We start from the raw sequence: 23,983 nt of genomic DNA, 5'->3' as shown, positions 1-23,983 counted from the left end.
GATAATGAAGAAAAGGTAGGTCTTTAAGGCTTACCTTTTCTTGAATCAATGAAAAGAACCGGAGGCAGAAGTATGAGATTAAATCAACAAGTACCAAGTTTACCTATTATTGTACACCATCCTTATTTATCGTTATGGCTTCCAGCTAAAGAACTTTATGGAGCATGCATTGAGCATTGGTGCGGGTTAAAACGCTCGATAAATGGTCATATTTTAATAGATGGTAAAGTCTATCGTTTTATGGGAGTAGAGGGAGGTAAAGACGTTATTGAACAAGTAGGCATAGATTTAACACCTACAAGTACTTCATTTTATTTTGAAAATGAACAAATCTCTTTAGAAGTTAAGTTTACAAGTCCTCTTTTACTAGATGATTTAGAATTACTTTCAAGACCTTGTACTTACGTATGCTTTAAGGTTACAAGCAAAGACGACCAAGTACATGATATTCAGATTGTGATAGATATGAATCAATCACATGTGCAAAATGGGGAAAGTCTTAAACCAGTTATTGGTGAGACACTGACCTATGAGACTTATCAATTAGGTTTTCTTGGTCAAGTACAGCAAAATTTATTAGCACATAGTGGAGATGGTGTAGGTATAGACTGGGGATATTTATACATGGTTTTACCTAATCAAGAAGACGTAAAAGGAAAGATAGATAGTACTCAGCATCTTAATGAAGTAAGAAGCAAAATACTAAACTGTGAAGCCAAAGAGGATCAAGGCGCAGGAATTGTATTACATATAGATTTAGGGAAAGTACGTGAGGAAAAAGAAGTATATAGTCTCATTGCTTATGATGAAATGTTAGCCATTATGTATTTTAACCGTGCTTTGCCACCTTATTGGGCAAGAGATGGTAAAACAATTATTGATGTCATTGCAAAAGCCCTAGATGAAAAAGAGGAGGTTTTAAGTAGATGCAAAACTTTTGATAAACAGCTAGAGGATGAGACAGATAAGCTATTAGGTGAATCCTATAGAGTGATTTGTACATTGGCCTATAGACAAACTATAGCGGCACATCAGCTTATAGAAGATGAGAAGGGAGAAGTCATTTTTTTATCGAAAGAGTGTTGTTCAAATGGATGTATTGGGACAGTGGATGTAAGCTATCCTTCAAGTCCACTCTTTTTGCTCTATAATACTGAATTATTGAAGGGGATGCTACGTCCTATTTTTAGATTTGAGGCACTTCCAATATGGCCTTTTGAGTATGCACCTCATGATGTAGGACGCTACCCCTATGCAACAGGTCAAGTATATGGACTGAGTGAAGAAGGAAAATATATTCAAGGTAAAGAGAGAATCATTGAAGGTGGCATTGGTATTTATCCAAACTATACACATTATCCGAAGGGAAAAATGATTTATGATGAACATTATCAGATGCCCATAGAGGAATGTGGTAATATGCTGATTCTATGTGCAGCAATTTGTAAGTGTGAAGGACATACTGAATTTATAAAACCTTATATCGAAGTTTTGGAAAAATGGGCAAATTATTTAGTAAACTATGGTATTGATCCTGGAGAACAACTCTGTACAGATGATTTTGCAGGCCATCTTGCACATAATGTAAATTTATCACTAAAAGCAATTATAGGTGTTGCAAGTTTTGGAGTGTTGTTAGATGAGGCAGGAGAAAAGAAAAAGGCTAATCAGTATAAAGTAGTTGCCAAGCAGATGAGTAAAGAATGGACGGATAGAGCTAGAGGAAAGAAACATACGCCATTAAGCTTTACAGAGCCAGAAAGTTGGAGCCTAAAATATAACTTAGTATGGGATGAACTATTAGAACTTAATCTTTTTGATGAGAAAGTGAAAGAACAAGAGGTAGAGTGGTATATGAGTAAGATGGGCCCCTACGGTGTACCATTAGATAGTCGCGTAACGTATACCAAATCGGATTGGTCTGTGTGGTGTGCGACATTGACGACAGATAGGAGTAAGGCTCAAAAAATGGTTGATGCGGTAGCGCGCTTTTTGGATGAAACACCAGATAAAGTACCGTTTACAGATTGGTATGAAACAGTGACTGGAGTGCACCACTTATTTAGAAATCGTACGGTACAAGGCGGGCTATTTTTGCCGCTCCTGAGAAAATACATAAGTAAAAAAACATATGAGTAGATAGATTAATTAAAAACAGGGGGATTCTTATATCAGAATCTCCCTGTTTTTTAATTAATTATTTTACCGAAATCTTCAAAAGGATAATCAATGACTACACGTCCTTCAAGACAATCACCAAGTCCACTATAGAGATCTACTTTTCCATCTTTACGCATGACAATTCCAGAAGAAAAAGCTACATCTTCAAGGGTATCTAATTTGGCAGGACCTTCTGGATAGCAATCACGTGTGGCAATAATACGTGAATCGAGTAGATGATGCATACAAGGATCAAAGACAAATGAACTATTCATATAAACAAGATGTTCTATGCCATTTTGATCTATTGATTTATAACATTTATGGGCAATAACGCCAATGAGTCCTGTATCTAAAAGGTAACATTGATTACAGCCACCCCATTCATTTTGTCCAAATAAGCCATTTATAGGTTTTGCTTGCTGGATAACATCAGGGGAAAGCTCATCTAAAGTATTAATCAGTGTAAAGCCTATAATAGATTCGCTGCCGTAGGTTTGCTGAATATGCTGGCTTCGTGGTCTAGAAAAAACGCCAATACGGCCATCTAAAAGTTCTACAATACGAATATCTTTCATATTGTCTGGGCCTGTAGTGAAATAGTATAAATCATCTAATTGAGTACCTCTATAGAAATGTCCGTAATAGACATCTTGTTTGCCACAAGTATAGCGAACATGGGTCCCACCTAGAATAATTTGAGTATGTATAAAAGAGATATAAGGATCCTCTAGTGCATAAATCATTGAATCAGGAACAAGTTGCCATGTATCAGGGGCAATTTGTTCAAAGAGTCTGACCCAAGACCTTGCCCATTCATGGCGACGTTCTACACGACCAAATAGATAAGTTTTATTATTGTAAGTAAAAGGAATAGAACAATTATAAACGTCATAGCCTTCAACCCCTTTAAAGGTGAGGAGATGAGATTCATAAATTTTTTTCGATACTTGAAATGCTTCACGAAGCATCTTGGCAGATTGTACAGGTGCGCTCATAAAATACCTCCATAGATTAATGATATAAGTTTATTATCCTATGGAGTGAAATTGGAAAATAGGTGAATATCCTGTTAAAAGGGTTATCAAAATGTGAAGATTACAAAATACAAGAAAAAACAACTAAAAAATTTTAAATATAAATGTAAATTTGATATAATTCATATTATAAGTACAAAGGGGGAAGATGAATGATTAGAGTACTTGTAGTAGATGATGAATATCATGTAGGGATGGGGATTCAACAAACTATAGCATGGAAGGACTATGATATAGAGATTGTTGATATTGCCTATGATGGAGAAGAAGGCTTGGAAATGGCTATAGAATATAAACCCGATATCATTATCACAGATATTCGTATGCCCATAATGGATGGCCTGCAGATGATTGAGCATATTCGAGAGCAAGCTATACAGACTAAATTTATTGTACTGAGTGGTTATGACGAATTTGAATATGCAAAGACAGCTTTAAATAGAGGGGTAAGTTCTTACTTGCTTAAGCCAGTTGAAAATAAGGAATTGATCATACAAGTAACTCAATTGGCTGAGCAGATTAAACAAGAAAAAGAGCAACATAAAAGAGCTCAATATATGAATGAAGAACGTCCATACTACCAAGAAATTTTTTTAAAGGAAGTGTTAAATAATAAAATAAGAGATATAAAAAAGATAGATGAAAGTATAAATGCATTAAATATTAAGTTTGATTTTACTAAGTATCGGGTTGTTGCTGTAAGATTTAAGGGAGAAGGTCTAAATATCTTTTCCATAGAAGAGATAGAGCAAGCCTTTAAAGTGATGGGCAACAAGTGCGAGTATGTGGGACCAGATTTTATTGTTTTAGAAAAAGGTATGAATGAATGGGGAATTTTAATAGAAGACCAAGGTAAGGAAGAAAGAAATATTCTAAAAGTAATTCAAAACCAACTTATGGATATGTTAAGAGCTAAGAAAGAAATATGCATACAAAATTTATGGGTAAGTATTTCAAGTGTACAAAATAAATGCTATCAGATGTATGAAGCTTATCAAGAGGCAATTAAATTATGTGATGTTTCGAGAACAGTAGGAGAAAATCGTAGAGAAATTCATCTAGCGTTAGACTATATGAGAGAACATATTCATGAAAGTATTACAATAGAAGATATAGCAAGTGCCTTATATATGAGTGCATCTCACCTTATGCATTTATTTAAACAAGAGCTTGGGAAAACAATGATAGAATGTTTAGTAGATATGAGAATAGAGGTAGCTAAACAATTATTAGTTAATCCCAAATATAAAGTATACGAAGTGGCAAATCAAGTAGGTTATACAGATGTAAAGTATTTTGGGAAAATATTCAAACTACATGTTGGCATCACACCTAAATCCTATGCTAAAAGATCTTATCTTCTAGAAGACGAGGATTAGTACATGAAGGGAATAAAAAATCTGTCAATAAGCAAGCGAATCTCTCTTTATCTAATCATAGGCATTCTCGTTTATATTTTGATAAATAGTATAGTTGTTTATATTTTTAGTAAGCAAATTATAGATGATTATACTTCTGGTTATATAGAAAGTAGGCAAGAGCAGGTTAATTCAGCGGTAAGCCAATTGATTGAAGATATCATCATTAATGTGGTAAGGCTTACAACCTATGATCCATTATATGGTATACTAGCAGATAAACACATAGACTATTTAAAGAAGGAAGAAGAAATTAAAGCTTGTATTGAAAGTTTAAATTTAGATACTAATAAAATTGCACAGATAGAAATTGTTGATAGAGAACAAAATACATATACCTATAGTTGGGTTGAGGCAAAAATAGACTCCCTACCTTCAACTTTTTTACAACAAGTGCAAGGAAGTAAATTAGGTGTGTGGAGTGAGGTTGTAAAAGATTCTTCTGGACAAGCTTATTTAGGATATGGTGTACCTTTGTATAATTATTATACGATGCAAAAAGGTGGACATGTCATTGTATGGATTAAAGAAGAAGCTATTCGCAAGACCTATAGAAGCAAATTTGAAGATATGGGTTCGATCTTTATTGTAAATGAAAATGATATTATTCTTTCACATGAAAATGAAGCCTTGATTGGACATGCTGCTCTATTTATTGGAGCAGATAGTGACAAAAAAGAGTTTTCTTATGCGATGAGTGGCAAAGGGAAAGAAAAGGTTATTTTATCTAAGATAGAAAATAAAACATTAAGTCGTAATCTGGGCTTACATATGTATGTGGTGACTTCTCTTAACTATGAACAAATTTTTAGTATTATTAAGCAAGTAAACAAAGGTTTAGCTATCTTGAGTATAGTCATTGCATTAGGAATTATTATAGGTATTTTCTTTATGTGCAATAAATTAAGTGCACGTTTACATATTTTGGCTAAAAAGATTAAAGTTTTAGGTGAAGGCAATATGGATGATGTCATTTATGATACGACTCAAAATGAAGTGAACATTTTAGAAGAAAACTTTAATAAGATGGTAGAAGAAATCCGCTTATTAATTGAAAAAAATAATTATGAAAAAGAACAGCAAAGAAAAATGGAACTTGTAGCTTTGCAGGCTCAGATTAATCCTCATTTTCTTTATAATACGTTAGATACGATTAGTTGGATGGCAAAAATACAAAAACAACCTGAAATTGAAGAAATGGTTATACAATTAGCCAAGTTTTTTAGATTAAGTCTAAATAGTGGCAAGAAGTATGTGACCATTGAACAAGAAATTAATATTGTAAAGAGTTTTGTGACCATTGAACAAGTACGTGCGCCCAAACGTTTTACCATGCATTATGAGATTGAAGAAGGTGTAGAGACATATAGGATTGTCAAATTAATTTTACAACCTATAGTAGAAAATGCAATTAAACATGGCATGAATCGTAGAAGAAAAGATGGAAATATCTATCTTAAGATTAAAAGGATAGAGAATAAAATTTTCTTCTTTATAGAAGATGATGGGGTTGGATTTGATATAAATGCTAAACGTCCACCAGATGATAAAGGAGGACTGAAGCCAAGTGGTTATGGTATCAAGAATGTAAGGGAAAGGCTAGAACTTGAGTATGGTTCATCAGCTGGAATAGATATTGAAAGTAAACCTGGTATGGGAACAAGAGTAAGTGTATATGTAGGTATTGAGGAGCTATGTTCTTCAATCAATAAGTAGCCATTTCTATGAGATAGACAAGATAATTATAGAAAAGCCCTCACCGCTTTTATAAAAAAGTGATGAGGGTTTATTTTTAGTATTTAACAATTACAGGTTGAATTTGTTTGCCTTCTAATGCAAGTTGAATGGTGTCAGGTACAAGTGATAAATCAGCAACAAGTGAGTAAGGTTTAGCAATGTAGTTATCTTGGCCGAAAGGTACAAAATAAATATTTTGATTTGGCATTAAATGTCCAATGTTTTCAAGGTTGAGTCCTAAGCCATCGTTAGTAGAAATAGCAAGAATGATAGGCTTGCCATTACGCATAAGAGATTTTGCTACCATGATATGAATATGGGTGTTTTTCTTCCCTTCATAATGGACTTTGTTGGAAGTAGAAGAAGATACCTACTGTTTCACCATCCCATTCAATACGCTTAATTAAGTTGCGCATAAGCGTTTTCTTTTGATGCAATGTTGCATAGTCTATCAGTTTATTAAAATCTTTAAGAGATTGAAGAATAAGGTCAATATTAGCAAGAGAGTAGTCTTGATTGATACCCAAACTTTCAAGATCTTCAAGTTGCTCTTTAAGAGCAGCATTTTTACTATGCAGTGCCTTAACCTCGTCTTGTATATATTGTTCCATAGTCGGATCATCAAATAGAGCAAGTTTTTTTATAAGGCTACTAATAGTAGTCGTATTTGTATCTAATTCCATTTTGATACGTGTTTTTTCTTCTTCATTAGCATCGGCCTTAAAGGTTAAATCATGTTTAGACTTTTTGAGTTCTTTGATTAAGTCCGTTTCATTTTCTAACATAGCACGAATACGTTTGATTACAAGCGCATCTAGAGCATAGCCTTTACTTATATTATTAATATTGCATAACGTACCTCTACTCTTAGTCTTGGTAGTACATCTATAGTTATAGCATACTGTACCATCTGCCAAAACACCTTTACCGGAAACTTGCATAGGTGCCCCACAATGTTTACAGTAGATCAATCCGCTAAGTAGAGCAGGAGAAGTGCTTGCATTAGAATAGGCTAAGTCGCTATTTGCAGCAAGTTGCTTTTGAACTGCTATCCAATTTAGGCTAGAGATAATAGGCTCATGGGTGCCAATGGAGATAATCCATTTATCATGAGGATTTTGTAAGTTTCCTTGTCCTTTTTTATTACGGTTATAAGGCATGAGTCCATAGGAGCCATTAAATTCTTCTTTAGGTTTAGGTAGAATACATTCAAGTTTATGAAAGTAATCATAGATTGATGTATCAGCAGTAACATAAACAGGATTGATTAATATATTACGTATAACATTGGATCGGAAGTAGGCTTTGTTAGGTGTTTTGATATTAGACTGCATAAGATAGGTTTCTACTTTAGAAATGCTACCAAGCTCTAAATACTTGTCAAAAATGAGCTTAACGATAGAAGCAGTATCTGGATCTTGTTCAAGAACAGAATAATGCTTAGTCTTGCCACTGGATTGATAAGCTACTTTTTTGCTCTTATAGCCTAACGGAGAAGTACCGCCTAGCCAACGGCCCAGCTTTGCAAGCTCTAATAGGTTATCTGTAACACGCTCTGCAATGGTTTCTCTTTCTAGTTGAGCAAATACAGAAGATATGTGAATCATGGCACGCCCCATAGGTGTGGTTGTATCAAAATTCTCTTTGATAGATACGAATCCTATGCCATGCTCGGTTAAGATGTCTAATGTAGATGCAAAGTCAGAAACATTTCTAGAAATACGATCTAGACGATAGCATATAAGTACATCATACATACCTTTCTTTAGCTCATCTATAAGTATTTTAAATTGAGGACGATTGGTATTGCCACCTGAGAAACCTTCATCTACAAATGTAGAGAACTCTGGCGTCTCAAAATGTGCATTGGCATACTCCTTACACATGTGTATTTGATTATCTATAGATTCCCCTTTGTCAGAAGTCTTGGACTTACGGGAGTAGATTGCTATTTTCATAGTAGGCCTCCTATATATAAACAATGAGCTCCACATAGATGTGTCTATGTGGAGCTTGAATATAAATTTAAATAACCGACAATTGATTGTTAGTTATTGAAGAGATAAAAGATGCCCCTTCACTAATTTCTAATGTTTTATAGCTATATTTATTTAAAATAGCTAATGCAGTTTTTAGTTTGCTTTTTGCGTTTTCGCTTAGTATATCCATATCATGGCTATAGATAAATACTACTTTATGCATAGGAGTAACTTCTTGAGCAGCTAAAGCCCAACTTCTTGCGGTAGAAATAGATTGCTTTTGGGTACTATTCTTAAAATCAAATATTTTTATTGCATATTCATTATTTATAATATAATCAAAATTAATTTGATCATTAAATTCACCAAATAGAGGTTTAGAAGAACAATCATTCTTCTTGGAAGAAATTATATGTTTTAAAAATTTGATTTCATCACCTACAGAAGGGCGTTGTTCTTTTGAGTAGTCATATCTTAGATAAATCTTTTTGGCTTCATCTATAAATGAATCAAAATTTTCTACATCAACTTCAACAATAGGAGTAAATTTAAATTCGTTGACATAGAATTTTGTGAAGTCATATAAATCAAATGATGTTTCTGTATTATTGAATGAATATGATGAATCTTTGCAAATAGACTCTTTGATACTGTGCAATATGATTTTTAAAATATCTGGGTTTAATTCATCATATGTATTAGCAATTCTAGTTATATTAGAAGTTATTTCAAATCTACGCTCATTAGTAGATAGGTTATGGAATGCAACACCGATTGTAGTATTATCAGTTAATAAAAAAGATGGATAATAAGTTAATGCAGAGTATTTAATTTTACACATCATATTACACCTCCTTATACTTAAATATAGTATTACAAATATCCTCTAAGTGAACCAATCGATAACTTATATATTCTATCAGCATATCTAAACTATCGCAATCAATTTTCCATTCTTCTGGGATAGAATATACAATATCTTTAATTAAGTCCTTATTTAATAGAGTTTGGAAATCATGTGCAACATCAATCAAATTCATATTTTTAACAGACATAATTCCAAAAAACATATTATAGAGAAACTCATTCCATTCCATTACAGAAGTATCCCCAATATCTTTTTCTTCCATACATTGCTTAAGCTTGTATTTATCCCAGATAACTCTATTTGGAAAGACGTGCGTATGATCAATAATGTAGATTTTATTTTCTGCAATACTATATAATAAATTCCCTGGATTACGGTCAGTATTGAATATTAAGTGATCAAATAAAAGAATTCTTGGGAAATCACTTAAGTTTATACAATGCTGTTTTAAAAGTAAACCTAACTCAGAACGCATATTCAAGATATTATTTAATCGTGTTGAATAAAAACCAAGTCCACTTGAAATTTCATAAGGTGGAGTACCAACAGCTGTATTTAAGTCTAACCTAGCAAGTCCAGCATTTGGGATTGGCAATCTTAAATGACATGCTAACTTATAGGAAACCCACTCATTTATTAAAGAGAGTACACCTTCTTGGTTATCATAACATTTAAAAATAACATGTTCATTATTATTCAATACACAGTTTAAAGGTTGTGTAGAAGTATGGGGGTAACCATCTATAATTTTATCTATATATAAATATGACATATTTACTCCTAATATACTTTAATAATAAGCCATAACATAGCCAATAAATATTATGCTATGGGTTTGTACGATTATCTTATTTTTGTTTCTTTTATACGAACAAGCATATTATATGTTGTTTCATCTATGTAAGAACCTTCAAATTCCATATCGTTATGCAAGAGTAACTCGGCTGCAAATTTATTTGCTTGATTCTCGTACATACAATTAGAGTTAAAGAGGTCTTCATCTTGTGTTAGTAAAACTCCCTTTTCATATTTCAAAAAGTCCGTTTTATTAGAGTGGAGCAGTGCATGCCCAAGTTCATGCGCCAGTACTATTTGTTGAGCTGTTTCATCTAAATTAGAATTAACAATAATGAACTTATTGCGCAATATTTTAATAAAATAACCTTTTGTTGTTGCATAAGGCAAGTATTTTACATGGATTTTTAATTCTTTAGCAATTTTTTCAGGGCTACGTGTCCCATATTTTTGCACTAAGTTTTTAACCCTTACTCTAATATTTATCATTTGTGTTCCTCCAGTAAAAAAAAGAATAGTTATTACTTATTAAATTTCAAATTTATTTAAGTTTTTATTTAACTATTTTTTTTTTTACGTGGAGCATATTTTGTCTTATTAATTTGTTTACTTTCCCAGTATAAATTTGAAATATCTCTGGTGATTGCTTCACGATCTTCATCAGATGCATCCATAAAGAAAGCTTTTGCTGTTTTCATGAACTCATCATAAGAAACTTTTTCCTTAACAGATGCAGGCTTAATGTGATCAAGGTCAATATAATTACGGGTATTTGTTTCACCCATAAGATAATCTAATGACACATTAAATATTTTGGCAAGCGCGTTTAATGTTATTGGATCTGGCATAGTCCTACCAGTTTCATAATTGGTAATAGCGGTACGTACTATACCTAGTTTCTTTGAAAGCTCTAGTTGTGTAATATTATTTTCTTTACGGAGTTCTTTTAGTCTTAAGGCAAACTCACTACTAGTCACTTCCATATTTATCCTCCAATTCTGATAAAGTATTGATGTTTTTATATATAAAGTATAGTCATTATTAATGACTAAATCTATAAATGTCATTAAATAAAACATTTTTTAGAAAAGCTATTGACATGTCATTTAAAATGACGTACTATAAAGTCATAATAAATGACATAACAGGAGGTATACATGAGGATTTATATGATTAACCAAAGAAAAAAGCTTGGTTTGACACAAGATGCTGTAGCAGAATATGTAGGAGTAAATAGAAATACGATATCTTCCTATGAAACTGGAAAATTAACACCCTCATTAGATATTGCATTAAAACTTAAAGAATGTCTGAAAACAAATGATGATAAAATTTTTTTAAAAACAAATGTCACAAAAAATGACATAAAGAGGTCATAGGACAAATTTAGACATTCATAAACATCTAAAGAGGAGGGGAGGTCATGGCTTGCAAAGAACAAGAGTACAACATTAGATGTTTTTTAGAAGATGGTACGCCACTTACTAAAGAGAATCAACACCTCACATGTATTAATCAAGAAGTTACAAGGTTTCAGGCTAAGGTTATCGTTAGTCAAATCAATAAAATGCCTAAAGAGGTAGGAAAAATTGTATTTGAGAGATTAACCTCAATGCCTGTGTATCATTAAGAAGAATGTACATAGATACTAAAGATATACTACAGGATTATATGCAAATTAAGAATAGGTAAAGTAGTCAATTTTATGACTATAAATTGACCTAATATAACAAGAAGGGGATAAATCGTTATGAATCAGAATGAATTTACTATAGCACTGGTAAAGGCACGAAAGGATAGAGGGCTGACACAAGAGCAAGCATGCTTTGTTATTGGAGTAGCAGATACCTCTACTTTAAGCAAATGGGAGACAGGTAAAGAAATCCCATCAGAAAGAACAGTTTCAAAAATAGTACAGGCTTACGAAGAGCCATTACTAGGGTATATTTACTTACACCGATGTACAGAACTTGGGAGGCTCATTTTGCCACCAATCATACATACAGGTTTGGATAATCTAGCCTTACGGTTCCAGAAGGAATATAACGATATAAGGTCCGTTCAGATGGATATGATCTCGATAGCATGTGATGGACAAGTAAATGAAGATGAAGAAGAACGCTGGGAACGCGTCCAGAAAGAAGTCACAGAGCTAGCAGGTGTAAGCTTACCGCTAATTATAAGTAGTTTTGGAGTAAGAAAAAAGCTCCTTCAAGGCGGCAACCTTGAAAGAGCATACGTTTAAAATCTAAATTGGTGACATCAGTATAGCACGTTCTTATACAGATGTCAAAGGGAGAGAATTGAATAATGACAGTAAGAGAAAAAAGAGCACTTAAAAGTAACCTCAGCAAATGGTTTGACCAAGCTATGAAAGGGTTGTTTGAGTTGGCGGTAATAGCAACTATGGGGACAGGCTTTATGCTGTATCTTTGGTGCTGCATTTAATACATAAATGACTAGGAGGCTTACAAGTTGGATGAATTAGTAGGCACTTTATTACTAGCAATAGGTGTTACAATAGGATATTTTGCTTGTAAGTTAGGGCAAGTTATCAAACACAAAGAATACATAAACAGGGGGACAAATAATGGCTGAAATGAAAAGCTTGATATTAGCAAATGTATCAAGAGCAATACCTTATTATCCAGAACTTAATACCCTTACCAAATCAGTTACAGCAAGTTTGCTTATGGTTCAGCTTGAGTATTGGTTCTCAAAAACAAACGGAAGAAACTTCTATAAGTTCCTTGAAGGATGTGAACATCCAAGTTATGCACCAGGTGATGCATGGCTAGAAGAGATAGGGTTTAGCAAAAAGGAATTTAAAAATGCATTTTCTAAGATAGGTATTACTTATGTAAGTAAAAAGGAGTATGACCAGGCTAGTGATAAGTTTGAAGGCATGTATTACTTGTCTTACCGAGATAGGGTTAAAGGGTTAACTTTCTATCAAAGAAACAATGAACTTCTAGATCAAGTTTTAACAAATTGGGCAACAAAAAGCGATTCTACGGAAGTTCCCAAAGGTGTTTTACGTAAGTTACCAAAGGGCACTTACGGAGATGAACAAAGGGAACTTACGGATGGTGCCAATGGTAACTTACGTACAGAACCAAAGGGAACTTACGTAAGTGCCGAAAGGGCATTTCCATTATCAGTAGATTACTCAGTAGATTACCAGGAGACTAAACAAAAGACTACACAGGAGAGTACACACAATAGTGGCTCTATCGAGCCAGAGCGCACACGACGCACACAAGTACCGTATGAGGATATCATTTTTGAATATAACAAGATTTGCATATCACTCCCTCAAGTACAGCAGGTCAGTGATAAACGTAAAAAGGCTATGCGAACAATGTGGAAATATGCAAATGGTGATATTGATATACTAAGAACCTTGTTTTACAAAACAGAATCCAGTGATTTCTTAGCAGGTCGTAAGAAGGAGTGGAAAGCAAACTTTGACTGGATCATGCGAGAAAATCAAGCTATAGCAATTTTAGAAGGACAGTATGACAATAGTTTAAAAGCATCTGTTGGAACGGTGACAAGCCAGTTAATGTCTAAGGGGATGCAAGAATTTATAAATGGGGATGGTGATTTTTAAATGAGTCAATTTGATGCTACAGATGACAAACAATTAAGAGTTGAGTTTTCCTCGCTTATGGCAGGACTTAAAAGCAACTATCCTAATTGGGACTTTGATTTAAATGATAAGAATATGTTGAGATTTTGGTACGAAAGCCTAAGTGATATTCCTATGAATGTTCTTAAGGTTGGTATCCATAAACTTATAGCACAAGAAGAATTTTATCCAAACATAGCAAAAATAAGAAAAGCATGTGCAGAAGTTATTAATGGTCCGGAAATTGATGAGACAGATGCTTGGGGCATGGTGCAGCGAGCAATTCGTAATTATGGATATGCAAGAGTAAACGAAGCCTTAGCATCATTACCAGAAGAGGTTGTACAAGCTATAAAAGCAATGGGAGGATGGGCAGAGTTATGTGCGAGTGAAAATCTTGAAGCAGATAGAGCACATTTTTATAGAACTATGAAGAGCATTAATAAACGCAGACAAGCAGAGCAAGTACTTAGTATTGGTATTCATGAGCAAATGTCATTATTACAAAAACCAAAAGAACAAGCAGTTGCATATATTACATACGAAGAACACTATGAGAAACAACCTATAGAGGTTGCTCAACGTGGTATGGCGAAAGTTAAAGATGTATTAGAGAACATAGGAGCATAGTTATGACAAATCATTTTGAAGCAGCTAAGTGGGCAAGTGAAATGGCTGAGAAACATAATAAATCCATTACATATATCATGATGTTAATTCATGAAGGACGAACACAGTTTCAAGATATTAACCAAATAAAAGGTTATGTCGCAGGGAAGTTGGTGAGTCAATGAACATGAAACTAGGATGCAGAGAAGAAATAAACAAAGCGTGGTTTTATTACCTCATGGATGGCACTAAGCTAACCAAAGAAGAATGGACAAGCATTGTTAAAAGGCATATCAAAGAGCATGGGAACGAACAGGCTCTAAATAAGATTATGAACACCATCAAGTTATGGAATAAAAAAGATTCCATTGAGGATGTAGCATTGCATGTTTATGCTGCTAAATATTGTGCAGATGTACAGCAAGTAGCAAAGAGAGAACGAGTAAAACCTAAGTTTAAACATGAACTTACAAGAAAAGAAAGTGGGCAATTGATGCTGGGAGGTATCAGCTAATGGGTAAAATCAGAGAGTTTGAACAACTAGATTATGAGACAGGTGAAGTGATTAAGAGATATAGAACTGTCAAAGAGGCATTAGAAGAGCACGGAATAGATAGGGCAAAAATGAGACTAGCATTTATGGGGCACGATGGAAAGTTCCCAGATAAAAAACTATGGTTTAGATATGGTGATGGTGTAAATAAACCACTTCAAAGATACCAAGTTGGAAAATTAAATGATGCAGGTGAAGTTGTAAAAGTATACAACAGTGCAGAGCAAGCAGCTATAGAACATTATGTAACAGAAAAGACAATAGGTATAGCTATTAGGACAAGGAATGGATTTGTACCAAGTCTTGGAATGAGATTTAAATACATGTTGGGATGATAAGCAAGATTAGTCTAAACAGACTAATTGATTAGTCAAAAAAGACTAACTAAGGAGAAAGTATGGATAAGCAGTATTATAACTATTTAGCAAAATGCAAATTAAAGGCAACAGAATACAGAATTATCCTCATACTCCTAGTAAAACCTTGTACATCTTCACAGTTAGTTAAAGAACTTGGATGCATGAAGAATAACACAGATAGATATATTAGAAATCTTAAAAGTCATGGATTGATAGAAATAGATTATATAGAAGGGGCTAATAAATTTTATAAGCCTGTTACAGATATCAAAAAGCTCATGGCAATTATGCCGGGGCAGATGAAAATTGAGTAAAACAAAAGGATAGGAGGGATGGCATGTATCTAGGGCGTAATGGGAAATTATACACATACGGGATACTGGAAATGGACTTATGGGTATTACAAGGCTTACGTGATATGGATAAAGTGGAAGTTAATATTGATGGTGAATGGACTGATGTAAGATTCAGAAATGAAAGTGGTAGATGTTGGATAGAGAGTCGTAATGAATCAGCAGAAGTAATTGCATCAGGATATGACCTTGAGGGTATACCAGTAAGAATCTAGATAAGTTAGAAGGTGAGAAGATGGTTAGATTTATACAATGTGTTAAATGCAATTCTAAGGAGATAGATCTAGAAGAAGATGTAACAATAGGATTCAGAAAAATAGCAGATAAAGCTACATGCCGTAATTGCGGTAACACTGGGTACATCCATGAACGTGAAGAACTAGATTGTGAAGAGTGTACTAAGAATAAATCCGAATGTACCAGTTGCCCTAATTATGGGGAATGGGACTAAGACAAATTAACTATTGGAAGGATGATAAAAATGAGAGAAGTAAAAGAAAATCTTAAACAAACAATTTGTAAAAGTTGTGAATAGATTCAGAAGGAATTAGATGAAAAGCAAATGTCTCCAGAAGTAGTTGCAGCTATTCCAGAGACATTAAATGCAATTAGTAAGCTAACTGAAACATATAGAGAGCTTAGAAATTACTAAATAGTTTCAGTGGCACAAACTTTAGATAAAATAGCTTGATAGAGTGTGCCAATATTATGACCTGTTTGAGTGTTGTATGAGATTTCATCAAGATCTCCACGATAGAACTCAGCATACTCACCTTTTTCAAGCATTTTAAGACAAAGTTCTTTAGCTATTTGTTGTTGAAGTTCAGTAGCTTTCATATTAGTACCGCCTTTCTTTTATATTTCAACTGGATAGAGTTGATAAATAAATTATACGGTAGTTTAAAGAAAAATTCAAATAGAGTAATAAAATCAATTTTTTATAGAAGCTAGTTGAGGGAATTAACCCTCATTAGTTTCTAAGCACCAAAACACATAGAAATTACTTGAAGGACTAAAGCTAAACTTTCTAATCCATGGTCAGCAATGAACTTATTTACACCTTCAGAATCACCAATCTCTATTAGAGTTTTAAGTTCAGCGACTGATTTATTCATTTCTATAAGTTGTCTATGAGTTAGCTGTGAATTGTGACCTATGGAACTAAGGACCATGTTAAGTGTAGTATTAGCACTATTAAGTTGAGACTTTAAAGTAGTATTCATTTCATTTAAAGATAGATTAGCTATTTCTAATTGCTGAACTAGGCGATCATTACCAGAGCTTATTTCTGCCATCAACTCTGTATTGCGATTATCAGCAGCAGCTTCACGCTCTGCAATACTGGGGGCTAGTTTGATGTTTTTAGTATAATCAGGAATGTTTATTTGAGGTTCATAATAAAAGTTTTCCATAGAAGATTTAAATTTAGAGTATGCCTCAGGATTAGAAGTAAAAAAGTCGTTTAGTTTATCTGATTGATTCATAAAGTTCTCCTTTTTTGTTTTCATTATAACAAAGATGGTGAAGTGTATAAAGTATTTAAGCAAATCTAAGTTTGAAAGGGTGAGCAAATGGAAGAAAAGAAGTATTTAATAATAGCATTAAGATACTGGGGCAATAGTGAGAATGTGTTGTTTTGGGGTAAAAATAGTAGTGGGTACTACACTGATTTAAGTAAAGTTGGCTTATACACAAAAGAAGAAGCCGTTAGCAAAAGTAAACATGGTGATTGTTACATCAACATGGACACGTTAGGCATAACAGAAGAAATGCTTAATTTTTCGCATGAGAGCGTGAAAATGGTGTTTCCAAAGAATACAAAAATTTGTAAGTATGCAAATACATTCGAACAAATAATGAAGAACAAAAGAAATTTAAAATATGGGGCTTAACAACTCCATAGAATAATTTTTTTGGAGGAATACATGGCATTATTGAAAAAGATTCATAGCAGGAACATATGGTGGAGATACAACAATAGACCACATGTAGAGCCTACAGAAGAACAAAAGAGGTTGCAGGATGAACAACGTGAAATTAGGAGATTAAGAGCGAGACAATCAGAAATAGCGTTAGCTGGCATGTTAGGAACGATAGAAGCAATGTGCCCAAGTGCTATGGAAAGAGCTCAAGATCTGATGAAAATAGCAAAAATGTTTTAATAAAATAATTCTTTGAGGAGGATGAAGATGGACGGAAAAGTAACCATTAGCATTAATGATTTTGATGAGTTAAGGGATAAGGCGAAGCAATTTGACGAATTGAAGCGAGAGATACAAAACAAAATGTATATGCATTTCAATGATGAACAAAAAGAATGGATATTATTTGTTGATAAGAAAAAGATTGAAAAAATACTTAAAGAGTATAATCCAGAGTTTGAAGTTGAAGAGGATGACATTGTAGAAGTTGTATGGCAAGAGTAAATAAAATAGTTTTTTTAGGAAGTGATATTGTGAAGAGCATTAAGACACGATTAGAAATTAATGTGTACCAAATAGAGTTCTCTTACAATACCATAAGAGGAAACTGGAAGAAACAAACGTGGGAAGTAAGAGCACTTAGTGAGAATGAAGCTAGAGCAGCACTTAAAGCATACATAATAGAATACAACATGGACTATGACTATAGACCTTACCTTAATGCAGAAATTCTAAGTGTAAGATTTAAAGAAACTGAACTAATTGAAATATAGAAGCATAACACCGTACCAGGACCTTAACTTATTAAGGTTGCCATAGTAGCTAGAACACTAGCCATGTATCTAGCTATGAAAAAAGATATGTGGTAAAGGCGTAAAAATCCCCACTGTAGAGCATTAGGCTCACACCATGACTGAGATTGGTAGATAACGATTTAACTTAATTCAACTTAGGCAATACGAGTTGAATTAGGTGGTATGAGTGTTAGTTGAACATACATTATTTGGAGAAATAAATAAAGTTGATATAGCAATAAAAAGATTGCAAGAATTTGAACCACAAGAAGGTTACTTATTAGCCTTTAGTGGAGGTAAGGATAGTCAAGTAGTATATCATTTGGCGGAAATGGCAGGGGTTAAATTCAGAGCAGAAGTTGCACCAACGCCCGATCCACCAGAGCTGATTAGGTTTAGAAGAAAGTACTATCCGGATGTTATAGAAAGAAAATGCAATGTATTTACCAAAAGACAAGTAAAGGGGACTATGGAAGGTAGGCCTAAAACTATATTTAATTTGATATCTAGTAAAAAACAACCACCTACAAGGATGCAGAGGTATTGTTGTGAAGAGTTAAAAGAAAATGTAGGTAATGTAGGTGACACTGTGCTTGTTGGCGTAAGATGGTCAGAAAGCAATAATAGGAAAAAGCTTAGTATGGTTAGCTTTTGGAAAGGCAAAGTAATGGTACGACCTATTATAGACTGGACAGATGAAGATGTATGGGAATTTCTAAAGAAATACAAAAAGCCATACTGTGAACTGTACGACCAGGGCTTTACTAGAATAGGTTGTATAGGGTGTCCTTTAAGTAGCAACCAGGAAAAAGAATTAGAGATGTATCCTAAGTACAAAGAAAATTACATAAGAGCATTTAACAGAATGATTAAGAACTTAGATAATAACACAACATGGCAAACTGGAGAAGATGTAATGGAATGGTGGATAGGCAAATGTAAAGAAAAGCCACTAGAAAATCAGTGCAGTATGTTTGAAGAGTAGTCAATAAAATTAGTTTTTGAATAAAAAACACCATCCAGTAGGATGGCGCTTAAGTACTTTAGACTTCGTTATCTAAGATATTATTAGTAGAACTATCTGACGTTACCTCTAGTAGAGAACGATTTAACTTTAGATGTTCTATGATGATATCACTTTTAACGATAAGTGTTTTTTGATTCTTTATAACAATAGATAGTGCTATAAGTAGTATACCAAGAGCTGGTAGTACTAAATTACTCACTACTGGAGTTAAAGAAATAAAAATAATACCACAGATTATTAAAAATATAGACATAAAATTCCCCCTATTTTATGGATGGTTTAGAGTTTTAGTATAACACAGTGAAAAGTAAGAATTAAATAAAAACGTTAAGATATGTATAGAGTGACCTAAGGAGGATACCAGGCTAGATCACTCTAGATAAATAAATTATAAGGGTGTTAGGACAATTGATTAATTAAGATCCATTAATATTTTGTGTAAAAGTATTTAGATATATACATTAAATAAAAATTGATTTTAAGTGGGCAAAAAAATAAGCACTAGTTGGAGCTAGTGCTTCCCGAAATCGGGAGGGAAAATGTTAAAAAATATGTATTAATCATGTCAAAATAATAATACCATAATAGAAAATGAAAATCAATATCAAATAATGAATTAATGAATAAAATTTGCTTTTGGCTAGAAGTATGGAGGGTATAACGATGAATACACAACAAAGGATAGCAGCACAAGTCATTGAAAAACAGAAGCGCGCTGAAGAGCTTAAACAAAAAGAGCAACGCAGGATGTTTGATAAAGCATTTGCAGATTACCAACATAGAAAAAAGATGAGATCTCAAGAGTACATAATAGGAGGAAAGTTTAGACATGAATAAAGTGATTTTAATGGGACGCTTAACACGTGATCCAGAAGTTAGATACTCACAGTCAGCTAATCCAGTTGCAGTAGTAAGATATGGGCTAGCGGTTAGAAAACAATTTGTAAAGCAAGGCGAACCAGATGTTGACTTCTTCAATATTGTAGCATTTGGTAAAGCTGGAGAATTTGCAGAGAAGTTCTTTAGGAAGGGCCAAATGGTATCAGTAGTAGGCAGACTTCAAACGAACAGATGGGATAAAGATGGCATCACACATACATCAGTTGATGTTGTAGTTGAAGAGCAACATTTTGCAGAGAGTAAGAAATCAGTTGAAGAAGGGACGCCAACTTCAAGTAATACTCAAACATTAAGTGAATGCCCAACACCAGATATAGGAGAAGATGATGACTTACCATTCTAGAATGTGTTTTAAGCAGTTAAAGCATGGTTATGTATTACAAAGTATTACATTGTAATACATATGAAGACGAAACGGTATTACAAGTAATACATTGTAATACAAATTATGAAATTTGGAGGGATTAGGATGAAAGTAATAGCAATCGATGCAGGAAAGCATGCAACAAAGGGGTTAGGAGCAAGTGGAGAGAAAACTCTATTTAGAACAAAGAGTACACAACTTACATCCAGCCTAGATATTGAAGCAACTGGGAATAGCAATAAAGTGATTTATGAAGAAGATACATATATTATTGGAGATCAAGGCGAGCAAGTAGATTATAGCCTTGAAAAGAACACATTACTTCACAAGTTAGCCATATATACAGCAGCATATAGATTAGGATGCAAAGGTGAAATAGCGGCTGTTATTGGATGCCCAACTAATATCTATTTGAGTAAAGATAATAGAAAGGCATTTCAAGAGAATATCAAAGAGCAACCAAAGAAATTTGTAGTAGATGGGAAGTATCAAAATATCCAATTTACTAGAGTTTTAATTATGCCTGAATCATCAGGAGTAGTTTATACCAACAAAGAACTTTTTGTAGGCAAGAGAGTCGGCGTTATAGATCTAGGTGGAAGGAATATGAACTTTGGCATTTACGACAATCTAATACCTCAACCAAGTTCTATGATGACAACTAATCAAGGGTCTATGCAGATAGAAGCAATGATTAAGAGGAAATTTGAAGCAATGTATAAGCGAGGACTTACTTCAAGAGATATAGAAGATATCATTTCAAATGGTGGTATTAAGTATCAAGGGAAGATTGAACCAGAAAGTCAAAAGGCATTAAGTGAAATCTATAAGGGGTATGTACAGGAAGTTGTTGCAGACTTAAAGAAGGAGTTCCCTTTAGATTTAATGGATATTGTTGTTACTGGTGGGACAAGCCTATTGGTTAAAGAGGCACTTAAAGAAGTAATCCCACACGTACAGACGGTCGAGGAAACACAATGGACAAATGTTGCAGGGTTCCTTGAAATAGGGAAGGTGAAGTTTAAGTGAGCAAATCAAGAGATATCGTTCCAGTTGGATTTGATAATGATCCAGAGCTCCATGAGTATGTGAAATCTAAATGCAATGGGAATAAATCAGAATTTATCCGTTACTGTATTAGAAAAGAAATGATGGAAGAAAGAAGAGTACTAACAAGTGAAAAAGACTTGGATACCAGGATAGAAAAAATTGTTAAGAAGTATCTTGAAGATTTTCAACCAATACTTCAAGTGAAACAGAAGGATAAAGAAGAGGATAATGATTTAGTTGAAGCTGCAAGCTTCTTTGATGAGGACTAATTGAATAAGGATCAGTACACATGAAGTAAATTTTTATAGTTTACTTCATGTGTTTTGGTGCTTATTCAAGCAAACAAATGAAAGTTTAATAAGTCGTAAATTTTAAAGGGGGAATTGAAGATGAAAAATGAATACATAAAAAATACAAAGAAAAAGATTGGGGAGTACAATAAATACTGTACTCAACTGGAGCTACGCGTAAAAGATTTAGATATATTGAACGAAAACATGAAATTTGATGCTTCAAATGAGATAGTAGACCTTAATAATATAAAAACTAGAACATATTTAGAAGCTGAAATTAAGCGCTTAAAACTTGATATAGAGAAGATAAAGAAGGGGCTTAATAATTTAAATAGAGTAGAGCATCAAATTGTAGACCTAAAATATATCAAAAAAAATAGTTGGATAAATGTATCTATGGAGGTCGGATATTCGGTGAGTAGATGTAAGGAATTAGGCAAATATGGTGTTATACAAGTAGGAGAAGCTATTTACGGTATCGTTATACATCAGGATCTACCATTAGTTATGGGCCTAGGATGTTATTAAAGTAAAAAAGGGGGATATATCAATGACAAATAATGAAGAATTAGTTCTTAGGTATCAACAAGGAGAATTGAATATCCTAGAAGATATTATAAGGCAGAATGAGAATATAGTGTGTAAGCTAGCCAGTAAATTTTACATAGGTAAAACTAACTCAATAGATATAGATGATTTGATCCAAGAGGGATACATTGGCCTAATGGATGCTTGTAATAGATATGATTTTGATAATCCTAAGAAAGCTAAATTTATGACATATGCTATATATTGGATTTATAAAAAGATGGCTAGATTTATTGAGCAAAAAAATACTAATGAAGAAGTAAGTTTGCAAATGACTATTAATGATGAAGGGCTTAAAATAGAAGATACTTTAGAGGATAGGTATAACAAGTTTGAATATGTAGAGAAATCTATATATTACGAAGAAGTTAGAGAAGCATTGGAAAATATCATGAGTAGAAACTTAACATTAATAGAAAATACTATTATAAAACTTAATTTTGGATGGGATGGTGAATGCATAGGAATAAGTGAGATTGCAGATATGTATTGTATGGAGTTAAAGAAAACTATACATAGCAAAAACAAGGCGTTAGGTAAAATAAGAAATACAAATTGGGCAAGACAAGAATGGAAAAAGAGACGATATGAACAAGTTTAAGAGTAGATATAAATCTACTCTTTTGTTAAGTAGAAGTATAAATTTTACAAGTTGATATAATAAGAGTATATAACTTATAATAAAATTAAAAAGGAGTAGGGTATGGTAGAAATATTAATATTTATAGGTGTGTACTTGATGTTGTTAGGATTTGTGGTTATTAGATTTAAAGAAGTTAGAAAATTAAAGCTCGAAAGAAAACAAATATTGTATGGTCATCAATATGGTTCTTTGCAGGATCAAAGTAATGTGTCAATAAAGGCATTAAAATTTTTGTTATTTATAAATATATTAGCACTAATGCCATTTCTTATTATAAAAATAACTCAGATGGAAGAACTAATATTTATAATGAGTACAATATACATCTATCTAAATACAATTTTGGCAATAATGAACATTATCGTATTTATCCCATGGGGTTTTTATTTATTTAGTGAAATTAAGCATATATCTATAAACGATAGTATATGGAATGAAATACAAGATATTAAAGAAATGAAAAGATATTATCGTGATATAAGTCTGACAGGAATAATACTTACAGTGAGTACAATTTATCAAACATATAGCATTTTAATGTATTATAAAGTGTTATTATTTATAGGCACGATTATATTAATATGTATAGTATGGTGCGGAATGGCAGATATGGTTTTAGATGAAGATTATAATAATTCAGTTGAAAGAACTAGACTAACACCTATAAAGGCAACTATGGAAAATATAATATCATTTAAAAGAAAAGAGTTTAGGAATAAAAAGATAAAAGTAGCAAATGAAAATTTTTATAATATAAAAGAGGGAATAAAAAATATTTGGTACTAAAGTACCATACTTTTCACATACTTTTATAGGACTTTTTGATAGTATCAACATGGTAATATAGTATTAGGTGAATGATAGATAAACCCTTTACCTAAAGTTCATCCTAATTCCCCCTAA

38 protein-coding genes are annotated in these 23,983 nt (G+C 33.1%); 28 read left to right on the top strand and 10 right to left on the bottom strand.

Going from position 1 to position 23,983, the window contains the following annotated elements; translation table 11 throughout:
- Nucleotides 1–72 precede the first annotated feature (72 nt).
- Nucleotides 73–2,139 carry a glutaminase domain-containing protein gene (locus tag BN2390_RS08135; protein WP_053983854.1) on the top strand — a complete coding sequence of 689 codons (2,067 nt, stop codon included), beginning with the start codon at nt 73–75 and terminating at the stop codon, nt 2,137–2,139.
- 50 nt (nt 2,140–2,189) lie between these two features.
- On the opposite strand, the gene BN2390_RS08130 is transcribed toward BN2390_RS08135, so the two are convergent.
- On the bottom strand, nt 2,190–3,158 hold the full coding sequence (locus BN2390_RS08130; RefSeq protein ID WP_198524883.1) for a DUF1861 family protein: 969 nt from the start codon (nt 3,156–3,158) through the stop codon (nt 2,190–2,192).
- A 191-nt stretch (nt 3,159–3,349) separates the two neighbouring features.
- Between BN2390_RS08130 and BN2390_RS08125 the strand changes: the two genes are divergently transcribed.
- On the top strand, nt 3,350–4,576 hold the full coding sequence (locus BN2390_RS08125) for a response regulator transcription factor (protein ID WP_053983853.1): 1,227 nt from the start codon (nt 3,350–3,352) through the stop codon (nt 4,574–4,576).
- Nucleotides 4,577–4,579: 3 nt separating this feature from the next.
- Nucleotides 4,580–6,331 (top strand): sensor histidine kinase, encoded by a 1,752-nt coding sequence (locus BN2390_RS08120; RefSeq protein ID WP_053983852.1) that lies wholly within the window; start codon nt 4,580–4,582, stop codon nt 6,329–6,331.
- Between the two features lie 76 nt (nt 6,332–6,407).
- Here the strand turns inward: BN2390_RS08120 and BN2390_RS08115 are convergent, their stop codons facing one another.
- The 6 genes from BN2390_RS08115 to BN2390_RS08090 all read right to left on the bottom strand — a co-directional run bounded on the left by BN2390_RS08115 (nt 6,408) and on the right by BN2390_RS08090 (nt 10,977).
- Entirely contained in the window at nt 6,408–6,659 is a 252-nt protein-coding gene (locus tag BN2390_RS08115; RefSeq protein ID WP_053983851.1) for an HFCD family protein, read from the bottom strand.
- A 28-nt stretch (nt 6,660–6,687) separates the two neighbouring features.
- Entirely contained in the window at nt 6,688–8,310 is a 1,623-nt protein-coding gene (locus tag BN2390_RS08110) for a recombinase family protein (RefSeq protein WP_053983850.1), read from the bottom strand.
- A gap of 67 nt (nt 8,311–8,377) precedes the next feature.
- On the bottom strand, nt 8,378–9,175 hold the full coding sequence (locus BN2390_RS08105; RefSeq protein ID WP_053983849.1) for a hypothetical protein: 798 nt from the start codon (nt 9,173–9,175) through the stop codon (nt 8,378–8,380).
- 1 nt (nt 9,176) lies between these two features.
- A complete protein-coding gene (locus tag BN2390_RS08100; RefSeq protein WP_053983848.1) occupies nt 9,177–9,971 on the bottom strand; it encodes a HipA family kinase in 795 nt (264 codons plus the stop codon).
- A 71-nt stretch (nt 9,972–10,042) separates the two neighbouring features.
- Nucleotides 10,043–10,483, bottom strand: coding sequence for an ImmA/IrrE family metallo-endopeptidase (locus tag BN2390_RS08095; RefSeq protein ID WP_053983847.1), 441 nt, complete (start codon nt 10,481–10,483; stop codon nt 10,043–10,045).
- Between the two features lie 68 nt (nt 10,484–10,551).
- Nucleotides 10,552–10,977, bottom strand: a complete 426-nt coding sequence (locus BN2390_RS08090; RefSeq protein ID WP_053983846.1) for a helix-turn-helix domain-containing protein — start codon at nt 10,975–10,977, stop codon at nt 10,552–10,554.
- A 186-nt stretch (nt 10,978–11,163) separates the two neighbouring features.
- On the opposite strand from BN2390_RS08090, the gene BN2390_RS08085 reads away from it, so the two are divergent.
- The 13 genes from BN2390_RS08085 to BN2390_RS08040 all read left to right on the top strand — a co-directional run bounded on the left by BN2390_RS08085 (nt 11,164) and on the right by BN2390_RS08040 (nt 15,950).
- Entirely contained in the window at nt 11,164–11,373 is a 210-nt protein-coding gene (locus BN2390_RS08085; protein ID WP_154668806.1) for a helix-turn-helix transcriptional regulator, read from the top strand.
- Between the two features lie 44 nt (nt 11,374–11,417).
- Nucleotides 11,418–11,624, top strand: coding sequence for a hypothetical protein (locus BN2390_RS08080; RefSeq protein ID WP_053983844.1), 207 nt, complete (start codon nt 11,418–11,420; stop codon nt 11,622–11,624).
- A 120-nt stretch (nt 11,625–11,744) separates the two neighbouring features.
- A complete protein-coding gene (locus BN2390_RS08075) occupies nt 11,745–12,239 on the top strand; it encodes a helix-turn-helix transcriptional regulator (RefSeq protein ID WP_053983843.1) in 495 nt (164 codons plus the stop codon).
- 65 nt (nt 12,240–12,304) lie between these two features.
- Complete coding sequence (locus BN2390_RS21680) at nt 12,305–12,442, top strand: hypothetical protein (protein WP_154668805.1); 138 nt, start codon at nt 12,305–12,307, stop codon at nt 12,440–12,442.
- Nucleotides 12,443–12,469: 27 nt separating this feature from the next.
- The gene (locus tag BN2390_RS22240; RefSeq protein WP_278308263.1) at nt 12,470–12,592 is read left to right on the top strand and encodes a hypothetical protein; all 123 of its coding nucleotides are present in this window, start codon (nt 12,470–12,472) and stop codon (nt 12,590–12,592) included.
- Nucleotides 12,585–13,607 carry a hypothetical protein gene (locus tag BN2390_RS08070; protein WP_053983842.1) on the top strand — a complete coding sequence of 341 codons (1,023 nt, stop codon included), beginning with the start codon at nt 12,585–12,587 and terminating at the stop codon, nt 13,605–13,607. Before BN2390_RS22240 ends, BN2390_RS08070 begins: the two co-directional genes overlap by 8 nt.
- Nucleotides 13,608–14,255, top strand: coding sequence for a replicative helicase loader/inhibitor (locus tag BN2390_RS08065; RefSeq protein WP_053983841.1), 648 nt, complete (start codon nt 13,608–13,610; stop codon nt 14,253–14,255). It begins immediately after the preceding gene.
- Between the two features lie 2 nt (nt 14,256–14,257).
- Entirely contained in the window at nt 14,258–14,419 is a 162-nt protein-coding gene (locus BN2390_RS21675; protein ID WP_154668804.1) for a hypothetical protein, read from the top strand.
- On the top strand, nt 14,416–14,748 hold the full coding sequence (locus tag BN2390_RS08060; RefSeq protein ID WP_053983840.1) for a hypothetical protein: 333 nt from the start codon (nt 14,416–14,418) through the stop codon (nt 14,746–14,748). The genes BN2390_RS21675 and BN2390_RS08060 overlap by 4 nt, the downstream gene beginning before the upstream one ends.
- Nucleotides 14,748–15,122 carry a hypothetical protein gene (locus BN2390_RS08055; protein WP_053983839.1) on the top strand — a complete coding sequence of 125 codons (375 nt, stop codon included), beginning with the start codon at nt 14,748–14,750 and terminating at the stop codon, nt 15,120–15,122. The genes BN2390_RS08060 and BN2390_RS08055 overlap by 1 nt, the downstream gene beginning before the upstream one ends.
- Nucleotides 15,123–15,184: 62 nt before the next feature.
- The gene (locus tag BN2390_RS08050; RefSeq protein WP_053983838.1) at nt 15,185–15,460 is read left to right on the top strand and encodes a helix-turn-helix domain-containing protein; all 276 of its coding nucleotides are present in this window, start codon (nt 15,185–15,187) and stop codon (nt 15,458–15,460) included.
- A 23-nt stretch (nt 15,461–15,483) separates the two neighbouring features.
- Nucleotides 15,484–15,714, top strand: coding sequence for a hypothetical protein (locus BN2390_RS08045; protein WP_053983837.1), 231 nt, complete (start codon nt 15,484–15,486; stop codon nt 15,712–15,714).
- 20 nt (nt 15,715–15,734) lie between these two features.
- Nucleotides 15,735–15,950: a hypothetical protein gene (locus BN2390_RS08040; protein ID WP_053983836.1), complete on the top strand. Its 216-nt coding sequence runs from the start codon at nt 15,735–15,737 to the stop codon at nt 15,948–15,950.
- A 197-nt stretch (nt 15,951–16,147) separates the two neighbouring features.
- Here BN2390_RS08040 and BN2390_RS08035 read toward each other — a convergent pair whose 3' ends face one another.
- Nucleotides 16,148–16,336, bottom strand: a complete 189-nt coding sequence (locus BN2390_RS08035; RefSeq protein ID WP_053983835.1) for a hypothetical protein — start codon at nt 16,334–16,336, stop codon at nt 16,148–16,150.
- A gap of 140 nt (nt 16,337–16,476) precedes the next feature.
- Nucleotides 16,477–16,983 (bottom strand): hypothetical protein, encoded by a 507-nt coding sequence (locus tag BN2390_RS08030; RefSeq protein ID WP_053983834.1) that lies wholly within the window; start codon nt 16,981–16,983, stop codon nt 16,477–16,479.
- 87 nt (nt 16,984–17,070) lie between these two features.
- On the opposite strand from BN2390_RS08030, the gene BN2390_RS08025 reads away from it, so the two are divergent.
- The 5 genes from BN2390_RS08025 to BN2390_RS08005 all read left to right on the top strand — a co-directional run bounded on the left by BN2390_RS08025 (nt 17,071) and on the right by BN2390_RS08005 (nt 19,200).
- Nucleotides 17,071–17,391, top strand: coding sequence for a hypothetical protein (locus BN2390_RS08025; protein WP_053983833.1), 321 nt, complete (start codon nt 17,071–17,073; stop codon nt 17,389–17,391).
- A 33-nt stretch (nt 17,392–17,424) separates the two neighbouring features.
- A complete protein-coding gene (locus BN2390_RS08020) occupies nt 17,425–17,661 on the top strand; it encodes a hypothetical protein (protein ID WP_053983832.1) in 237 nt (78 codons plus the stop codon).
- A gap of 27 nt (nt 17,662–17,688) precedes the next feature.
- Nucleotides 17,689–17,925 (top strand): hypothetical protein, encoded by a 237-nt coding sequence (locus tag BN2390_RS08015; protein ID WP_053983831.1) that lies wholly within the window; start codon nt 17,689–17,691, stop codon nt 17,923–17,925.
- A 29-nt stretch (nt 17,926–17,954) separates the two neighbouring features.
- Nucleotides 17,955–18,194 (top strand): hypothetical protein, encoded by a 240-nt coding sequence (locus BN2390_RS08010; protein WP_154668803.1) that lies wholly within the window; start codon nt 17,955–17,957, stop codon nt 18,192–18,194.
- 208 nt (nt 18,195–18,402) lie between these two features.
- Nucleotides 18,403–19,200 carry a phosphoadenosine phosphosulfate reductase family protein gene (locus BN2390_RS08005; RefSeq protein ID WP_053983829.1) on the top strand — a complete coding sequence of 266 codons (798 nt, stop codon included), beginning with the start codon at nt 18,403–18,405 and terminating at the stop codon, nt 19,198–19,200.
- Nucleotides 19,201–19,258: 58 nt separating this feature from the next.
- Here the strand turns inward: BN2390_RS08005 and BN2390_RS08000 are convergent, their stop codons facing one another.
- Nucleotides 19,259–19,495 carry a hypothetical protein gene (locus tag BN2390_RS08000; protein ID WP_053983828.1) on the bottom strand — a complete coding sequence of 79 codons (237 nt, stop codon included), beginning with the start codon at nt 19,493–19,495 and terminating at the stop codon, nt 19,259–19,261.
- 410 nt (nt 19,496–19,905) lie between these two features.
- On the opposite strand from BN2390_RS08000, the gene BN2390_RS21670 reads away from it, so the two are divergent.
- The 7 genes from BN2390_RS21670 (at nt 19,906) to BN2390_RS07970 (ending at nt 23,866) form a co-directional block, all read left to right on the top strand.
- A complete protein-coding gene (locus BN2390_RS21670; protein WP_154668802.1) occupies nt 19,906–20,079 on the top strand; it encodes a hypothetical protein in 174 nt (57 codons plus the stop codon).
- The gene (locus BN2390_RS07995) at nt 20,072–20,485 is read left to right on the top strand and encodes a single-stranded DNA-binding protein (RefSeq protein WP_053983827.1); all 414 of its coding nucleotides are present in this window, start codon (nt 20,072–20,074) and stop codon (nt 20,483–20,485) included. Before BN2390_RS21670 ends, BN2390_RS07995 begins: the two co-directional genes overlap by 8 nt.
- Before the next feature lie 126 nt (nt 20,486–20,611).
- Entirely contained in the window at nt 20,612–21,535 is a 924-nt protein-coding gene (locus BN2390_RS07990; protein ID WP_053983826.1) for a ParM/StbA family protein, read from the top strand.
- Nucleotides 21,532–21,825, top strand: a complete 294-nt coding sequence (locus BN2390_RS07985) for a hypothetical protein (RefSeq protein WP_053983825.1) — start codon at nt 21,532–21,534, stop codon at nt 21,823–21,825. Before BN2390_RS07990 ends, BN2390_RS07985 begins: the two co-directional genes overlap by 4 nt.
- Before the next feature lie 120 nt (nt 21,826–21,945).
- Nucleotides 21,946–22,377, top strand: a complete 432-nt coding sequence (locus BN2390_RS07980; protein ID WP_053983824.1) for a hypothetical protein — start codon at nt 21,946–21,948, stop codon at nt 22,375–22,377.
- A gap of 22 nt (nt 22,378–22,399) precedes the next feature.
- Nucleotides 22,400–23,038, top strand: coding sequence for a sigma-70 family RNA polymerase sigma factor (locus BN2390_RS07975; protein WP_053983823.1), 639 nt, complete (start codon nt 22,400–22,402; stop codon nt 23,036–23,038).
- Between the two features lie 102 nt (nt 23,039–23,140).
- Nucleotides 23,141–23,866, top strand: a complete 726-nt coding sequence (locus BN2390_RS07970) for a hypothetical protein (protein ID WP_053983822.1) — start codon at nt 23,141–23,143, stop codon at nt 23,864–23,866.
- The last annotated feature ends 117 nt before the right edge of the window (nt 23,867–23,983 follow it).

The sequence above is a fragment of the Niameybacter massiliensis genome, assembly GCF_001282685.1.
GTDB lineage: Bacteria > Bacillota > Clostridia > Lachnospirales > Cellulosilyticaceae > Holtiella > Holtiella tumoricola.
This window is presented reverse-complemented; position numbering and strand designations above follow the sequence as displayed.

Coding starts and splice junctions, on each gene's coding strand:
- BN2390_RS08135 (WP_053983854.1), top strand. CDS start 73: ATGAGATTAAATCAACAAGTACCAAGTTTACCTATTATTGTACACCAT.
- BN2390_RS08130 (WP_198524883.1), bottom strand. CDS start 3,158: ATGAGCGCACCTGTACAATCTGCCAAGATGCTTCGTGAAGCATTTCAA.
- BN2390_RS08125 (WP_053983853.1), top strand. CDS start 3,350: ATGATTAGAGTACTTGTAGTAGATGATGAATATCATGTAGGGATGGGG.
- BN2390_RS08120 (WP_053983852.1), top strand. CDS start 4,580: ATGAAGGGAATAAAAAATCTGTCAATAAGCAAGCGAATCTCTCTTTAT.
- BN2390_RS08115 (WP_053983851.1), bottom strand. CDS start 6,659: ATGGTAGCAAAATCTCTTATGCGTAATGGCAAGCCTATCATTCTTGCT.
- BN2390_RS08110 (WP_053983850.1), bottom strand. CDS start 8,310: ATGAAAATAGCAATCTACTCCCGTAAGTCCAAGACTTCTGACAAAGGG.
- BN2390_RS08105 (WP_053983849.1), bottom strand. CDS start 9,175: ATGATGTGTAAAATTAAATACTCTGCATTAACTTATTATCCATCTTTT.
- BN2390_RS08100 (WP_053983848.1), bottom strand. CDS start 9,971: ATGTCATATTTATATATAGATAAAATTATAGATGGTTACCCCCATACT.
- BN2390_RS08095 (WP_053983847.1), bottom strand. CDS start 10,483: ATGATAAATATTAGAGTAAGGGTTAAAAACTTAGTGCAAAAATATGGG.
- BN2390_RS08090 (WP_053983846.1), bottom strand. CDS start 10,977: ATGGAAGTGACTAGTAGTGAGTTTGCCTTAAGACTAAAAGAACTCCGT.
- BN2390_RS08085 (WP_154668806.1), top strand. CDS start 11,164: ATGATTAACCAAAGAAAAAAGCTTGGTTTGACACAAGATGCTGTAGCA.
- BN2390_RS08080 (WP_053983844.1), top strand. CDS start 11,418: ATGGCTTGCAAAGAACAAGAGTACAACATTAGATGTTTTTTAGAAGAT.
- BN2390_RS08075 (WP_053983843.1), top strand. CDS start 11,745: ATGAATCAGAATGAATTTACTATAGCACTGGTAAAGGCACGAAAGGAT.
- BN2390_RS21680 (WP_154668805.1), top strand. CDS start 12,305: ATGACAGTAAGAGAAAAAAGAGCACTTAAAAGTAACCTCAGCAAATGG.
- BN2390_RS08070 (WP_053983842.1), top strand. CDS start 12,585: ATGGCTGAAATGAAAAGCTTGATATTAGCAAATGTATCAAGAGCAATA.
- BN2390_RS08065 (WP_053983841.1), top strand. CDS start 13,608: ATGAGTCAATTTGATGCTACAGATGACAAACAATTAAGAGTTGAGTTT.
- BN2390_RS21675 (WP_154668804.1), top strand. CDS start 14,258: ATGACAAATCATTTTGAAGCAGCTAAGTGGGCAAGTGAAATGGCTGAG.
- BN2390_RS08060 (WP_053983840.1), top strand. CDS start 14,416: ATGAACATGAAACTAGGATGCAGAGAAGAAATAAACAAAGCGTGGTTT.
- BN2390_RS08055 (WP_053983839.1), top strand. CDS start 14,748: ATGGGTAAAATCAGAGAGTTTGAACAACTAGATTATGAGACAGGTGAA.
- BN2390_RS08050 (WP_053983838.1), top strand. CDS start 15,185: ATGGATAAGCAGTATTATAACTATTTAGCAAAATGCAAATTAAAGGCA.
- BN2390_RS08045 (WP_053983837.1), top strand. CDS start 15,484: ATGTATCTAGGGCGTAATGGGAAATTATACACATACGGGATACTGGAA.
- BN2390_RS08040 (WP_053983836.1), top strand. CDS start 15,735: ATGGTTAGATTTATACAATGTGTTAAATGCAATTCTAAGGAGATAGAT.
- BN2390_RS08035 (WP_053983835.1), bottom strand. CDS start 16,336: ATGAAAGCTACTGAACTTCAACAACAAATAGCTAAAGAACTTTGTCTT.
- BN2390_RS08030 (WP_053983834.1), bottom strand. CDS start 16,983: ATGAATCAATCAGATAAACTAAACGACTTTTTTACTTCTAATCCTGAG.
- BN2390_RS08025 (WP_053983833.1), top strand. CDS start 17,071: ATGGAAGAAAAGAAGTATTTAATAATAGCATTAAGATACTGGGGCAAT.
- BN2390_RS08020 (WP_053983832.1), top strand. CDS start 17,425: ATGGCATTATTGAAAAAGATTCATAGCAGGAACATATGGTGGAGATAC.
- BN2390_RS08015 (WP_053983831.1), top strand. CDS start 17,689: ATGGACGGAAAAGTAACCATTAGCATTAATGATTTTGATGAGTTAAGG.
- BN2390_RS08000 (WP_053983828.1), bottom strand. CDS start 19,495: ATGTCTATATTTTTAATAATCTGTGGTATTATTTTTATTTCTTTAACT.
- BN2390_RS21670 (WP_154668802.1), top strand. CDS start 19,906: ATGAATACACAACAAAGGATAGCAGCACAAGTCATTGAAAAACAGAAG.
- BN2390_RS07995 (WP_053983827.1), top strand. CDS start 20,072: ATGAATAAAGTGATTTTAATGGGACGCTTAACACGTGATCCAGAAGTT.
- BN2390_RS07990 (WP_053983826.1), top strand. CDS start 20,612: ATGAAAGTAATAGCAATCGATGCAGGAAAGCATGCAACAAAGGGGTTA.
- BN2390_RS07980 (WP_053983824.1), top strand. CDS start 21,946: ATGAAAAATGAATACATAAAAAATACAAAGAAAAAGATTGGGGAGTAC.
- BN2390_RS07975 (WP_053983823.1), top strand. CDS start 22,400: ATGACAAATAATGAAGAATTAGTTCTTAGGTATCAACAAGGAGAATTG.
- BN2390_RS07970 (WP_053983822.1), top strand. CDS start 23,141: ATGGTAGAAATATTAATATTTATAGGTGTGTACTTGATGTTGTTAGGA.